Raw genomic sequence first — 13577 nt, 5'->3', positions numbered from 1 at the left:
TTTTGGACTTTAAAATCACAATGAAATTACTTTATATTTTACTGTTTTTTTGTACGCTATCCGTTTCGGCACAATCCGATTATGAGAAAGCAGAAAAATTGTACAATCAAAAAAGATACAACGAAGCCAAAGAACTGTGTGAATCGTATTTAAAAATGCATCCTAAAGACTATAAAACGATAGAAATGCTCGGCGATATTGCTGGTCAGCAAAAAAAATGGTCCGAAGCTATTACTCAGTACCGCATACTAAAAAATGCTTTTCCTAAAAATGCCGATTATCATTATAAATATGGTGGTGCAATGGGCATGAAAGCCAAATCTGTTAATAAGTTTAAGGCAATGGGAATGTTGGACGAAATTGAAAATTCATTTCTCACAGCTGCCAAATTAGATGCTAAACACATTGATGCGCGTTGGGCTTTGGTGGTATATTATTTAGAAATTCCAGGTATTCTTGGTGGTAGTGAAACCAAATCACAAAAGTATGCCAATGAGCTAATTGCTATTTCTGCCGTAGACGGTTATTTGGCAAACGGATACATAGCAGAATATTTTAAGCGATACAAAATAGCCGAAAAGCAATATTTGAAAGCCAATGAAGTTGGTAAATCAAAAGTTACGTATCAAAAATTATATGATTTATATAAAAATAAATTAAATCAACCTGAAAAAGCTGAGATTTATAAACAAGAAATTTAAAATTGAGCTTCAAATAGTCCAAAAACATGAGAACACATTTTATAGCCATTGGTGGTGCGGCAATGCACAACCTAGCTTTAGCATTGCACAATAAAGGATATAAAGTTACTGGTAGCGATGATGCCATATTCGAACCATCAAAATCAAGATTAGAAAAAAAGGGTTTGTTACCTGAAGAATTTGGTTGGTTTCCTGAAAAAATATCGCAAGACATTGAAGCAATAATTCTTGGAATGCATGCCAAAGCAGACAATCCTGAATTATTAAAAGCTAAAGAATTGGGGTTGAAAATTTATTCGTATCCTGAATTTTTATACGAGCAATCTAAAAATAAAACTCGAGTTGTAATTGGTGGTTCTCATGGAAAAACAACCATAACTTCGATGATTTTGCACGTAATGCAGTACCATAATATCGAAGTCGATTATATGGTTGGCGCTCAATTAGAGGGTTTTGACACGATGGTTCATCTTACAGAAAATAATGATTTTATCGTTCTTGAAGGCGATGAATATCTTTCGTCACCAATCGATAGAAGACCAAAATTTCATTTGTATCAACCCAATATCGCATTGCTTTCTGGAATTGCTTGGGATCACATTAATGTTTTTCCAACCTTTGAAAACTATGTCGAGCAATTCGAAATCTTCGTAAATCAAATTACAAAAGGCGGAATTCTTGTGTACAACGAAGAAGACGCAACGGTAAAAAAAGTAGCTGAAACAACTACGAACACCATTAGAAAAATGCCTTATGCAACACCTGACTATGTTGTAGAAAACGGAATAACATTGTTAGAAACACCCGAAGGTGCTATGCCAATTGAAGTTTTTGGTGCGCACAATTTGAATAATTTGGCTGGTGCTAAATGGATTTGCCAAAATATGGGTGTAGATGAAGCTGATTTTTATGAAGCTATTTCAAGTTTTAAAGGCGCAAGCAAACGTTTAGAAAAAATTGCAGAAGGAATAGGAAAAGTGGCTTATAAAGATTTTGCTCATTCACCTAGTAAAGTTTCGGCAACTACTACAGCAGTAAAAAGTCAGTATCCAGATAGAAAGTTAATTGCGTGTTTGGAATTGCATACCTACAGTAGTTTAAATGCTGAATTTCTAAAAGAATATCAAGGCGCACTCGATGCAGCCGACGTTGCAGTAGTTTTCTATTCGCCAGATGCAGTAAAAATTAAGCAACTAGAAGAAGTAACTTATGAGCAAATTGCGCAATCTTTTGAACGAGAAGATTTAATCATTTATACCAATCCAGCCGATTTTAAAGATTTCCTTTTTAGTCAAAATTTTGCTAATACTGCTTTGTTATTAATGAGTTCCGGGAATTATGGAGGATTGAATTTTGATGAGGTGAAGGAGTTAGTAAATTAATTTTAAATTACTTTTCATACCTGTAATGACCAACAATTTCATAACTAAATAGGCAATCCTCAAGTACTTGTCCGCCTCCAACATTATGAACTACTAATGGCCGTTTGGCGTCATTTGATTTTTGATTAGTAACGATTCCGATATGAGGTAATTTTCCGTTGATCATCCAAGTTACAATTTCACCCGTTTTATAATCATTTGGATTTTTTGAAACAGGCAGTTTGGTTCCTTTTCGTTCAAAAAATACTTCCAAATTGGGAACGCGTCTATGGTCAATATTAGTATCAGGTTTTTTTAAACCCCATTTTTTAAGGTTGGGATATTTAGAGAAATTAGCTTTTAAATCTTCGTGAACTTCTTTTTGTAAATCAATTCTAAGTTTTCTGTAGGAACGGATGACCACATCGGTGCAAACACCTTTATTTTTTGGTACATCACCGTTTGGGTATCGGATGGCGTAGTAATTAGGATCATATTCTACAGTCGAATCAATTATAGAAATTGCTTCATCAGACAGTTTTTCTTGAAATGTTTGTACCGTGTTTTTTGTCTTTTCCTTTTGTGCACACGTAAAAAATGACAAAGCAATTAGTAATAAATAAATTGGTTTCATACTTTTATAGCTTTTAAAGATATAACGAACTATTTATCAAATTGTTATTTGTAGTTTAATTTTTTATAAGCCAATGGAACAAACTAATTTTTCAATCAAAAATTGGGCTGAAGACGATAAGCCAAGAGAAAAACTGATGAATAAAGGAAAATCAGTTTTAACGGATGCCGAATTGATGGCTATTTTAATTGGTTCTGGAAGTAGAAACGAAACTGCAGTTGAATTGAGCAAACGAATTTTATCAAGTGTTGATCATAATTTAAATGCTTTGGGTAAACTTTCAATAAAACAATTGATGGAGTTTAAAGGAATTGGTGATGCCAAGGCGATTACAATTATTGCTGCACTTGAATTGGGGAAAAGACGACGGGAAGAAGAACGTGTTGAACTAGTTAAAATTACCTCTAGTAAAAACTCTTTTGAAATTATGCATCCTATAATTGGCGATTTGCCTCATGAAGAATTTTGGGTTCTTTATTTAAATAATTCTAACAAAGTAGTATATAAAAACCAACTATCCAAAGGTGGAATTACTGGAACAGTTGTTGATACCAGAATTGTTTTTAAAATTGCTTTAGAGCACAATGCAACCGCTATCATTTTGGCACACCATCATCCGTCGGGTGTTTTAAGTCCTAGTGAAGCAGATGTTTTAATCACTAAAAAATTAAAAGCAGCCGGCGAAAATTTAGATATACGCGTTTTAGATCATCTTATTGTAACTGAAGCTGGATACTACAGTTTTGCCGACGAAAGTAAATTATAACTATGAAAATTAAAGAAGTAACCCATGTTTATTTTGATTTAGATCATACCTTATGGGATTTTGATAAAAATTCAGAACAAGCATTTGATAAAATTTTTAAAAACGATTTTCCACATATTGATACGACCTCTTTTATAGAAGTTTATGCTCCGATAAATCAAGCATGTTGGAAATTGTATCAAGTAGATAAAATTACACATGAAGAACTTCGGTACAAGCGATTAAAATATTCTTTTGATGCTTTAAAAATTACGATATCAGATGACAATATAGATAAAATGTCGGACGATTATATCCGTTATTTACCAGAAAGTAATTTGTTGTTTGATGGAGCTATAGAAATTTTAGATTATTTGAAACCCAATTACAAGCTGCATATTATTACCAATGGTTTCGCCGCTGTTCAGTATAAAAAACTCGAAAACTCAGGCATTTCTTCCTATTTTTCATCGGTAACCAATTCTGAAATGGCAGGTGTAAAAAAACCGCATCCTAAAATATTCGAATTTGCGTTATCTTTGTCCAACGTTTCGAAGGAAAATTGTATTATGATTGGCGATTGCATTGATGCAGACGTAAAAGGCGCATTAGATTTCGGAATGGATGCCATTCATTTTAACGAACAAAAAGTTGAAATTCCGAATCATATTAAACAAATTAATTATTTACTAGAATTAAAAAAATATCTTTAAAATGAAAAGATTTATTCTCATACTATTTATTACAACCGTTTCTTTTTCACAAAATATAAATGATTACAAATACGCATTAGTTCCAGCAAAATACGATTTTCTGAAATCCAAAGATTTGTATGGACTTAATACTTTGACTAAAATGTTTATGCAAAAATATGGTTTCGAAACCTATTTAGATTCTGAAATTTTACCTGCAGATTTTGCGAGTACTAATTGTAATAAAGTGTTCGTAAGTATCGAAAACAATAGTTCTTTATTCTTAACTAAATTAAAAGTTGTTTTAAAAGATTGTAAAAACACGGTGTTATTTGTCTCAGAAGAGGGAAGAAGTAAAGAAAAGGAATACAAAGTGGCTTATACGCAAGCGCTAAGACAGGCTTTCGCTTCATTTGACAAATTGAATTATAGCTACCAACCTTCCGAAAAAAGTTTAGAAATGGTAGGTGAACCAGCGAAAGAAAGTCGTACGGAAGAAAAAGTAGCTGTGATTAAAGAGGATGTTAAGGTTGCTAATTCTAATGAAACTATTGCAGCGTTATTTGCTCAACCTATTGCGAATGGTTTTCAATTAATCAATACCGAGCCAAAAGTGATTTATAAAATCTTTAAAACTACTACAAAAGATTTTTTTATCGCTACCAAAGGAACAACTCAAGGTGTTTTCTTTTTAAGAAACAACGAATGGTTTTTTGAATACTATCAAAACGATAAATTAGTTTCGGAAAAAGTAGAAGTGAAGTTTTAAATTGTATACTAAGGACTAAAAAACTAAGGACTAAGAACTAATAACCATACTTATCTTTCCAGCGATTTTTCAAAAATTCTCTTGTTCCATTTTCTCTAGAATTACTTCCTGGATCGTAGAATTTTGTTTCCTTAATGGCATCAGGTAAATATTCTTGTTCGCTAAAATTATTGGCGTAGTTGTGAGAATATTGATAGTCGTCACCATAACCCAATTCTTTCATCAATTTGGTTGGTGCATTGCGCAAATGAATCGGAACAGGTAAATCGCCTGTTTGTTTTACAACCGCTTGCGCTTCGCCAATTGCCATATAACTTGCATTACTTTTTGGAGAGGTTGCTAAATAAACCGCACATTGACTTAAGATAATTCTGCTTTCAGGATAGCCAATAGTTGCAACCGCTTGAAACGTATTATTTGCCATGATAAAAGCCGTAGGATTTGCATTTCCAATATCTTCACTAGATAAAATCAGCATTCTTCGAGCAATAAATTTTACATCTTCGCCACCTTCAATCATTCTCGCTAACCAGTAAACTGCACCATTTGGATCGCTTCCACGGATGGATTTTATAAAAGCCGAAACAATATCATAATGTTGCTCGCCAGTTTTGTCATAAAGAACGGTGTTTTGTTGTACTAATTCTAAAACTTTTTCATTGGTGATAGTAATTTGACCTTCAGGGCTTGCGTTTACAACCAATTCAAAAATATTTAATAGTTTGCGTCCATCGCCTCCAGAAAGTCGCAACAACGCTTCCGATTCTTTAATTTTTATTTTTTTAGATGAAATTGTTGTGTCTAATTTCATCGCTCGTTCCAAAAGTGCCAACAAATCTTCTTTCGAAAACGGATTCAAAACATAAACCTGACAACGTGACAATAACGCTGGAATGACCTCAAAACTCGGATTTTCAGTCGTGGCTCCAATCAAGGTTACCCAACCTTTTTCAACCGCTGCCAAAAGCGAATCTTGCTGCGATTTACTAAAACGATGAATTTCATCAATAAACAAAATCGGGTTTTTTGCTGTGAACAATCCGCCACTTTGTTTCGCTTTTTCAATTACATCGCGAATGTCTTTTACACCGCTGTTTATCGCACTCAATTCATAAAACGGACGATTACTTTGCTTGGCAATAATTTGCGCCAAAGTCGTTTTGCCAGTTCCAGGCGAACCCCAAAAAATCATCGATGGAATTACGCCACGAGCAATCTGTTGCGTCAACGAACCATTTGGTCCAACCAAATGCAGCTGACTGATGTAATCTTCTAGTTTTTGAGGACGAATGCGTTCGGCTAAAGGTGCTTCCATTTTAATTTGAAAATGTAATAATTTGTAGATTTGAAAATGCACAATGAATTTGGATAAGGTATTTCAATTCAAACAGGCACTTTACAAATTTAATTATTATAAATCATTTTTAAAGTAATTTTCAAATTATCTAATTTTCAAATTTTCAAATTGATATGACAAAATAGCACTAAATAATTATTGGTTGTATTTTTGATAAATCAATTGTCACTATGAGACACAATAACGAATTAAACCATTTTAAATTTTCACCAGCAACTTGGATTATTCCAACGTTTTTGTTGATTGTGATTTGGTTTGTATTTTACATAGACAATTCGTTCAACCTGAATCTAAACAATCACGGAATTCTTCCAAGAACTTTTTCAGGATTACAAGGTGTTTTGTTCAGTCCATTTTTACATGGTGATTTGAATCACATTGCAAGTAACACATTGCCATTATTCATTTTGACCACCGCATTAATTTATTTTTATCGAGATGTTTCCTTAAAAGTTTTGGTTTATGGAATAGTACTTTCAGGAATTATTACATGGATAATTGGAAGAGCATCCTATCATATTGGCGCGAGCAGTTTGATTTATGTTTTGGTTTCATTTATTTTCTTCAAAGGGTTGCGAACACAATATTACCGATTGATGGCATTGTCATTTGCAGTAGTTTTATTGTACGGCGGCATGCTTTGGTATGTTTTCCCACAACCTGAAATTGTAGGTGAAAGTTCTATTTCGTGGGAAGGGCATTTGGCTGGTTTGGTAACAGGATTTGTATTTGCGATGCAATTTAAAACACCAGATTATGTGAAAGACATTCAATACGATTGGGAAAAACCCGATTTCAATCCAGAAGAAGATGCTTTTATGAAACGATTTGATGAGAACGGCAACTTCGTTAATCCACCAAAACCTGAAGAAATTTTGGAAGTTTTAGAAGAACAAATACAAAGTGAACCAATAAAATATGTTTATGTTTTTAGGGAAAATAAGGAAGAGGAATAAATTATGAAGTACTTTTAATTAATCCAATTTTAATTGTACTATTTTCTAATTCAATTTCTATGAATAAAATTCCATTTTCGTAATTATATAAAATTTCATCTTTTTTTCCATCTTTATCTAGAAGAACAATTTTCTTATTTAATTTGTCTAATTCAAATTTTCCTTTTCCAATTTCACCCATTATTGAATGATTCATAGAAAAGTTATTGTTATTGTCAAATTTGTATGTAATTGGAAATATCAATAGATCTGATTTTTTTCGGAAGTTATTAGCTTCATTTTGTCTAGAAAGATCTTTATAAGAAATGGAATCTTTAATTTTATTGTAATACGTGATTTCATCTTCATAAGATATCACATTCCAAGTACCTGAAAAATTTTGTGAATACATTTTGAAACTCAATAATATGACAATAAAGACGATTTTTTTCATTTTTAATATTTACATTTATTGTCGTTGTCTAACGGTTTCATACAAAAACGCTCCGCAAGCCACAGAAACATTGAGCGAACCGATAGTTCCAAACATTGGTAACTTGGCTTTTGCATCAACAATCTTCAAAACTGATGGATTGATTCCGCGGTCTTCGCTTCCCATGATGATGGCAATTGGTTCGTTTAGCGCAATATCATAAATGTTATCTTCGGTTTTTTCAGTTGCAGCAACAGTTTTGATTCCGCTTCCTTGAAGGTAGAAAATAGCGTCTTTGATGTGATCTACTTTGCAAATTGGCACATTAAATACGGCTCCAGCCGAAGTTTTTACTGTATCGCCATTGACTGGTGCTGAACCTGTTTTTTGAACTATAATTCCGTCAACGCCTGTACATTCGGCAGTTCTAATGATGGCGCCAAAGTTTCTAGCATCACTCAATTGATCAAGGATTAAGAACAACGGCATTTTTCCGCTTTCTACAACGCTGTCAACTAAAGTTTCTAGTTTAACAAACGAAATAGGAGCAATGGTTGCCACTGCACCTTGATGGTTATTTGGAGTTAATCGGTTTAATTTTTCTACTGGCACGTACGAGAAATTGATGCTATTTTTTTTCATCGCTTTCATCAATTCCTGCATCAATTCGCTTTGCGCATCGCTTTGAACAAAGACTTTATCGATTTCTTTTCCTGCGTTGATTGCTTCAATAATCGCTCTAATTCCGAAAATTTGGTTTTCTTTTTCCATGGCGCAAAGGTAATCAATTAGGAATTAAAAATTGAAAATTAAAAATTGAGAAAAGCATCTTAAATTTTAATTCGTAATTTTTAATTATTTAAAAGGTTGCTTTCAAGCTGATATGAACAATAGAATTGGATAACTTAATAGCTTGATCGTTGGTGCTTCCGTTGGCGTAAACAATATTAAAAAGTCCGTTTTTAGTTAGCAATCCAAATCCAAATCCAAGACCGAGTAAGTTGTCTTGGAGATTCGACGTTTTGTCTTGAAAATAGGCGTAATCAATTATAGAATGAACGTAAATAGATGGTGATAAAACATATCTATACTCGGTCAAAATACTAGTAAATGCATTGGCCTGCAGGCTGTTTTCATTGAAGCCTCGAATGGAGTTTATACCGCCAAAACGTTGCAGTTCATTAATTATATACGAATCACTTTGTAAATAAAAATTTTGACTTTTAATATTAAAAATATTCTTTTGGTTTAAATAGAAATTATATTTAAGATTTAATTTTCCAAAAAATTGCGAATTGTTTTGAAGTTTAGCGTCACGATTTCCAGATCCAATTTTTAGATTGAAGTTAGTTTTCTCAGGAAATAAGAAATCATCATTTTTAAATTGTACAAACTCGTAAGTAGAAGTGATAAATGTATTGGTGAAATCATTTAAAGTAACAGAGTTCAAGTTCTGAATATCGCTAGATTCTGCCGATTGATAACCTAAGTACAATCTTGAATTGTAATTGAAATAATAACCTAAATCAATATTTGTCTGTGTGGTCTGAAAAGTGCTATCTTGTTTGAAAATATTTAATTGACCTTTTAAGCCCAACGGACTTTTAAATATATAAGGTAGTTCAATACCAAGATTGAATGTTTTCTGATCTTCGCCATCGCTTTTCCAATAAAAAGCAATTTTTTCGCCTGAATTCAATACGTTTTGTAAACTTAAATCAACGTAACCTGTAAAAACAACTTTGTTAGTTTCGTCATTATTGAAACCAATAAATCCGTCAAATGTATTTGATTTTGCTTTTTCCAGATATACATATATTTTGGTAGAATCTTTGGTAAATAAAATTTCCGGATATTTAGTTTGTTTAACGAATCTAAACTGTTCAAAATCTTTATGAAGTTTATCCAAAACTTGTTGATTGAAAACTTTGTTTTTATAAAGTCGTTTTATGTTTTTTTTATGCCCTTGAGGGAACTTATCATAACCATTAATTACAATATCATTTACAGTTCTTTTCTCGCCAATATCAATGTTTAAGTTTGCAGTCAAGTTACCATTTAAATTTTTGAAATCCACAAGTTTTACTTTTGCCATCGAAAAACCTTTTACTTCAAATTTGTTTACAAGCTGCTTCAAAAGTGTTTCGCTTTCAGAAAAAGGAATTTTTAAAGTATCAGTTTTGAATTCTAATAATGATGAAAATTTAGTACCTATATATATGTGTAGTAATTTAGTTGGCTTACCAAGTGCAAATTTGTAAAAAAAAGTACTGTCGTTTACTTTTCCACTCTCTTCAACTTGCGATTCGAGATATCCAAGAGCTATTAATTTTTTTGACAATAAGTTGGTTTCATCTACTACCGCTTTAGCATTAGAATGTTTTTTGGAATACCCAACAGAATCAATTGTTTTTAAAGCCAAGTTGTTTTCTGCATACACTTTTAGATACTGGTTTTGACCAAAAGTATCTAGCAATGTCAAACAAAATAGAAAGGTAAAAAATATTTTTTTCATTCGTAGCAAATGACTTGGTCTAATCTGAAAATGGTAACTTCTGCTTTGAGCAGCATCTTTTATAGTCTATAAATGGTAAATGAATCGAATTTCGAAACCTAGTTTATGAGCATAATTTGAAATAAAATTGCTATTGAAGTAAACTACGCTAGCTGAAAATTCATTTTACTATTTATCAACCTTGTAAAAATAACGTAAAAAATGAGAGATTAATATATTTTTTGCAATGTTAAGAAATGTTCTTGAAAATTAATGAATTATGATTTGTTTTACTAAAAATAATTACTACATTTGCAACCCCTAAAAAGTGGGGATTTAATAAATAAAGAAAAATTAGTATTTAATTATGCCAACAATTCAACAATTAGTAAGAACAGGAAGAACTCAAATCACTAAGAAGAGTAAATCGGTTGCTTTAGATTCTTGTCCTCAAAGAAGAGGTGTTTGTACGCGTGTTTACACTACTACTCCAAAAAAACCAAACTCTGCAATGCGTAAAGTTGCGCGTGTACGTTTGACTAATGGAAATGAAGTGAATGCTTACATCCCGGGAGAAGGACATAATCTACAGGAGCACTCGATAGTATTAGTGCGAGGCGGAAGAGTAAAAGATTTACCAGGAGTTAGATACCACATCGTTCGTGGTGCGCTAGATACGTCTGGAGTAGCGGGAAGAACGCAACGTCGTTCTAAATACGGTGCTAAACGTCCAAAAGAAGTAAAAAAGTAAATCTAAACTAGTTATTTGATTTTATCGAAAGATAAAAATCGATAACAAAAAAACGAAGAAATGAGAAAAAGAGCGGCAAAGAAAAGACCACTTTTACCAGATCCAAAATTTAACGATCAGTTAGTTACACGTTTTGTGAACAACTTGATGTGGGATGGTAAAAAATCTACAGCGTTTAAAGTATTTTACGATGCAATGGATATCGTAGAAGCAAAAAAGAATAATGATGAAAAATCAGCATTAGAAGTTTGGAAAGATGCGTTAACTAACGTTATGCCTCACGTAGAAGTACGTAGTCGTAGAGTTGGAGGAGCAACATTCCAAATTCCAATGCAAATTCGTCCAGACAGAAAAATCTCTATGGCAATGAAGTGGATGCTTCTTTATGCTCGTAGAAGAAATGAAAAATCTATGGCTCAAAAACTATCAGGCGAAATCTTAGCTGCGGCTAAAGAAGAAGGTGCTGCAGTTAAAAAGAGAATGGATACTCACAAGATGGCTGAAGCAAACAAAGCATTCTCACATTTTAGATTTTAATTCATAAGAAATGGCTAGAGAACTTAAATACACAAGAAACATAGGAATTGCTGCTCACATTGATGCTGGTAAAACAACAACAACTGAGCGTATATTATTCTACACAGGAAAATCACACAAAATTGGTGAAGTACACGATGGTGCTGCAACAATGGACTGGATGGCGCAAGAGCAAGAAAGAGGTATTACAATTACTTCTGCAGCTACAACTTGTGAATGGAATTTTCCAACTGTTCAAGGTAAAAGATTGCCTGAAACATTACCTTACCACTTTAACATTATTGATACACCAGGACACGTTGATTTTACCGTAGAGGTAAATCGTTCGTTACGTGTATTGGATGGTTTAGTTTTCTTATTTTCTGCTGTTGATGGTGTTGAGCCACAATCAGAAACTAACTGGAGACTTGCAGATCAGTACCGTGTTCCACGTATCGGTTTTGTTAACAAAATGGATAGACAAGGTTCTAACTTCTTGATGGTTTGTCAACAAGTAAGAGACATGCTAAAATCTAATGCAGTGGCTATCACTTTGCCAATTGGTGAAGAAAATGATTTCAAAGGTGTTGTTGATTTAGTAAGAAACCAAGCTATTGTTTGGGATGAAGAAGGTATGGGAGCAACTTACGAGATTGTGCCTATTCCAGAAGACATGCTTGCTGAAGTTAAAGAATATAGAGATATTCTTATCGAAGCAGTTGCTGATTATGATGAAAACTTACTTGATAAATACATGGAAGATCCAGAATCTATCACAGAAGAGGAAATCAATATCGCGTTAAGAGCAGCTGTAATGGACATGGCTATCATTCCTATGATTGCTGGTTCTTCTTTCAAAAACAAAGGAGTTCAATTCATGTTAGATGCAGTATGTAAATACTTACCATCTCCAATGGATAAAGATGGTATCGAAGGAATTCACCCTGATGATGCTGATTTATTAGAAGAAGACCAAACTAAAATATTACGTAAGCCAGATGTTAAAGAGCCATTCGCAGCTTTAGCATTTAAAATCGCTACTGACCCATTCGTAGGTCGTTTAGCATTCTTCCGTGCTTATTCTGGTCGTTTGGACGCAGGTTCTTACGTATTGAATACACGTTCTGGTAACAAAGAAAGAATTTCTCGTATCTACCAAATGCACGCTAACAAACAAAATCCAATCGAGTACATCGAGGCTGGAGATATTGGAGCAGCAGTTGGATTTAAAGATATTAAAACTGGAGATACATTGTGTGATGAAAAACACCCAATTATTTTGGAGTCTATGAAATTCCCAGCGCCGGTAATTGGTATCGCTATCGAACCAAAAACTAAAGCTGACGTTGATAAAATGGGTATGGCTTTAGCTAAATTGGCTGAAGAAGATCCAACATTTACAGTTAGAACTGATGAAGCTTCAGGTCAGACTATTATTTCAGGAATGGGTGAGTTACACTTAGACATCCTTGTAGATAGAATGAAACGTGAATTTAAAGTTGAAGTTAACCAAGGTGAGCCTCAAGTTGAATATAAAGAAGCTTTTACAAGAAGTGCTACACATAGAGAAACTTACAAAAAACAATCTGGAGGTCGTGGTAAATTCGGTGATATCGTATTTACTCTTGAACCAGCAGATGAAGTTGATGGAAAAGTACCTGTAGGATTACAGTTTGTTAATGCTGTAAAAGGTGGTAACGTTCCAAAGGAATACATTCCATCTGTAGAAAAAGGTTTCCGTGAAGCTATGAAAACTGGACCATTAGCTGGTTATCAAGTTGATAGTTTGAAAGTAACTTTAACTGACGGTTCTTTCCATCCAGTCGATTCAGATGCTCTTTCTTTCGAATTAGCTGCAAGAATGGGTTACAAAGAAGTAGCAAAGGCGGCAGGAGCAATCATCCTTGAACCGATTATGAAAATGGAAGTTATTACACCTGAAGAAAACATGGGAGATATCGTTGGTGATATCAACCGTCGTAGAGGTCAAGTAAATGACATGGGAGATAGAAATGGAGCTAAAACTATTAAAGCGGATGTGCCATTATCAGAAATGTTTGGTTATGTAACTACATTAAGAACGCTTTCATCAGGTAGAGCAACATCTACTATGGAATTTTCTCACTATGCAGAGACACCTTCAAATATATCTGAAGCAGTTATCAAAAAAGCAAAAGGAAACGCATAAT

14 protein-coding genes are annotated in these 13577 nt (G+C 33.4%); 9 read left to right on the top strand and 5 right to left on the bottom strand.

All coding sequences use genetic code 11. From position 1 onward, the window contains the following. Positions 1 to 20 precede the first annotated feature (20 nt). Together ACZ098_RS04015 and ACZ098_RS04010 are read left to right on the top strand one after the other, a co-directional pair. Positions 21 to 701: a tetratricopeptide repeat protein gene (locus ACZ098_RS04015; RefSeq protein WP_487310440.1), complete on the top strand. Its 681-nt coding sequence runs from the start codon at positions 21 to 23 to the stop codon at positions 699 to 701. 26 nt (positions 702 to 727) lie between these two features. Beyond that, positions 728 to 2083 carry a UDP-N-acetylmuramate--L-alanine ligase gene (locus ACZ098_RS04010; protein WP_487310439.1) on the top strand — a complete coding sequence of 452 codons (1356 nt, stop codon included), beginning with the start codon at positions 728 to 730 and terminating at the stop codon, positions 2081 to 2083. A 7-nt stretch (positions 2084 to 2090) separates the two neighbouring features. Here the strand turns inward: ACZ098_RS04010 and ACZ098_RS04005 are convergent, their stop codons facing one another. After that, positions 2091 to 2696 (bottom strand): DUF1287 domain-containing protein, encoded by a 606-nt coding sequence (locus ACZ098_RS04005; RefSeq protein ID WP_487310438.1) that lies wholly within the window; start codon positions 2694 to 2696, stop codon positions 2091 to 2093. Positions 2697 to 2769: 73 nt separating this feature from the next. On the opposite strand from ACZ098_RS04005, the gene radC reads away from it, so the two are divergent. From radC to ACZ098_RS03990, 3 genes are read left to right on the top strand one after another with little or no spacing between them, the layout of a single operon-like run. Continuing rightward, positions 2770 to 3462 carry a RadC family protein gene (gene radC, locus ACZ098_RS04000; RefSeq protein ID WP_487310437.1) on the top strand — a complete coding sequence of 231 codons (693 nt, stop codon included), beginning with the start codon at positions 2770 to 2772 and terminating at the stop codon, positions 3460 to 3462. A 2-nt stretch (positions 3463 to 3464) separates the two neighbouring features. Continuing rightward, positions 3465 to 4154: a YjjG family noncanonical pyrimidine nucleotidase gene (locus ACZ098_RS03995; protein WP_487310436.1), complete on the top strand. Its 690-nt coding sequence runs from the start codon at positions 3465 to 3467 to the stop codon at positions 4152 to 4154. A 1-nt stretch (position 4155) separates the two neighbouring features. Then, positions 4156 to 4902 carry a hypothetical protein gene (locus ACZ098_RS03990; RefSeq protein ID WP_487310435.1) on the top strand — a complete coding sequence of 249 codons (747 nt, stop codon included), beginning with the start codon at positions 4156 to 4158 and terminating at the stop codon, positions 4900 to 4902. A 37-nt stretch (positions 4903 to 4939) separates the two neighbouring features. On the opposite strand, the gene ACZ098_RS03985 is transcribed toward ACZ098_RS03990, so the two are convergent. Beyond that, entirely contained in the window at positions 4940 to 6217 is a 1278-nt protein-coding gene (locus tag ACZ098_RS03985) for a replication-associated recombination protein A (protein ID WP_487310434.1), read from the bottom strand. Positions 6218 to 6429: 212 nt separating this feature from the next. On the opposite strand from ACZ098_RS03985, the gene ACZ098_RS03980 reads away from it, so the two are divergent. After that, complete coding sequence (locus tag ACZ098_RS03980; RefSeq protein ID WP_487310433.1) at positions 6430 to 7215, top strand: rhomboid family intramembrane serine protease; 786 nt, start codon at positions 6430 to 6432, stop codon at positions 7213 to 7215. Position 7216: 1 nt separating this feature from the next. On the opposite strand, the gene ACZ098_RS03975 is transcribed toward ACZ098_RS03980, so the two are convergent. From ACZ098_RS03975 to ACZ098_RS03965, 3 genes are all read right to left on the bottom strand, one after another. Then, on the bottom strand, positions 7217 to 7648 hold the full coding sequence (locus tag ACZ098_RS03975; protein WP_487310432.1) for a hypothetical protein: 432 nt from the start codon (positions 7646 to 7648) through the stop codon (positions 7217 to 7219). Positions 7649 to 7663: 15 nt separating this feature from the next. After that, the gene (gene rlmB, locus ACZ098_RS03970) at positions 7664 to 8398 is read right to left on the bottom strand and encodes a 23S rRNA (guanosine(2251)-2'-O)-methyltransferase RlmB (RefSeq protein ID WP_487310431.1); all 735 of its coding nucleotides are present in this window, start codon (positions 8396 to 8398) and stop codon (positions 7664 to 7666) included. An 88-nt stretch (positions 8399 to 8486) separates the two neighbouring features. Further along, complete coding sequence (locus ACZ098_RS03965) at positions 8487 to 10142, bottom strand: BamA/TamA family outer membrane protein (protein WP_487310430.1); 1656 nt, start codon at positions 10140 to 10142, stop codon at positions 8487 to 8489. A gap of 346 nt (positions 10143 to 10488) precedes the next feature. Between ACZ098_RS03965 and rpsL the strand changes: the two genes are divergently transcribed. Genes rpsL through fusA form a run of 3 tightly spaced genes read left to right on the top strand, consistent with a single transcriptional unit; the run spans position 10489 to position 13576 of the window. Further along, positions 10489 to 10872: a 30S ribosomal protein S12 gene (gene rpsL / locus ACZ098_RS03960; protein ID WP_144893908.1), complete on the top strand. Its 384-nt coding sequence runs from the start codon at positions 10489 to 10491 to the stop codon at positions 10870 to 10872. A 60-nt stretch (positions 10873 to 10932) separates the two neighbouring features. Continuing rightward, positions 10933 to 11409 carry a 30S ribosomal protein S7 gene (gene rpsG, locus ACZ098_RS03955; protein ID WP_487310429.1) on the top strand — a complete coding sequence of 159 codons (477 nt, stop codon included), beginning with the start codon at positions 10933 to 10935 and terminating at the stop codon, positions 11407 to 11409. Between the two features lie 10 nt (positions 11410 to 11419). Then, positions 11420 to 13576, top strand: coding sequence for an elongation factor G (gene fusA, locus ACZ098_RS03950; protein ID WP_487310428.1), 2157 nt, complete (start codon positions 11420 to 11422; stop codon positions 13574 to 13576). Position 13577: the final 1 nt, after the last annotated feature.

This window comes from Flavobacterium sp. SP2 (assembly GCF_057626655.1).
This window is presented reverse-complemented; position numbering and strand designations above follow the sequence as displayed.

Coding starts and splice junctions, on each gene's coding strand:
- ACZ098_RS04015 (WP_487310440.1), top strand. CDS start 21: ATGAAATTACTTTATATTTTACTGTTTTTTTGTACGCTATCCGTTTCG.
- ACZ098_RS04010 (WP_487310439.1), top strand. CDS start 728: ATGAGAACACATTTTATAGCCATTGGTGGTGCGGCAATGCACAACCTA.
- ACZ098_RS04005 (WP_487310438.1), bottom strand. CDS start 2,696: ATGAAACCAATTTATTTATTACTAATTGCTTTGTCATTTTTTACGTGT.
- radC (WP_487310437.1), top strand. CDS start 2,770: ATGGAACAAACTAATTTTTCAATCAAAAATTGGGCTGAAGACGATAAG.
- ACZ098_RS03995 (WP_487310436.1), top strand. CDS start 3,465: ATGAAAATTAAAGAAGTAACCCATGTTTATTTTGATTTAGATCATACC.
- ACZ098_RS03990 (WP_487310435.1), top strand. CDS start 4,156: ATGAAAAGATTTATTCTCATACTATTTATTACAACCGTTTCTTTTTCA.
- ACZ098_RS03985 (WP_487310434.1), bottom strand. CDS start 6,217: ATGGAAGCACCTTTAGCCGAACGCATTCGTCCTCAAAAACTAGAAGAT.
- ACZ098_RS03980 (WP_487310433.1), top strand. CDS start 6,430: ATGAGACACAATAACGAATTAAACCATTTTAAATTTTCACCAGCAACT.
- ACZ098_RS03975 (WP_487310432.1), bottom strand. CDS start 7,648: ATGAAAAAAATCGTCTTTATTGTCATATTATTGAGTTTCAAAATGTAT.
- rlmB (WP_487310431.1), bottom strand. CDS start 8,398: ATGGAAAAAGAAAACCAAATTTTCGGAATTAGAGCGATTATTGAAGCA.
- ACZ098_RS03965 (WP_487310430.1), bottom strand. CDS start 10,142: ATGAAAAAAATATTTTTTACCTTTCTATTTTGTTTGACATTGCTAGAT.
- rpsL (WP_144893908.1), top strand. CDS start 10,489: ATGCCAACAATTCAACAATTAGTAAGAACAGGAAGAACTCAAATCACT.
- rpsG (WP_487310429.1), top strand. CDS start 10,933: ATGAGAAAAAGAGCGGCAAAGAAAAGACCACTTTTACCAGATCCAAAA.
- fusA (WP_487310428.1), top strand. CDS start 11,420: ATGGCTAGAGAACTTAAATACACAAGAAACATAGGAATTGCTGCTCAC.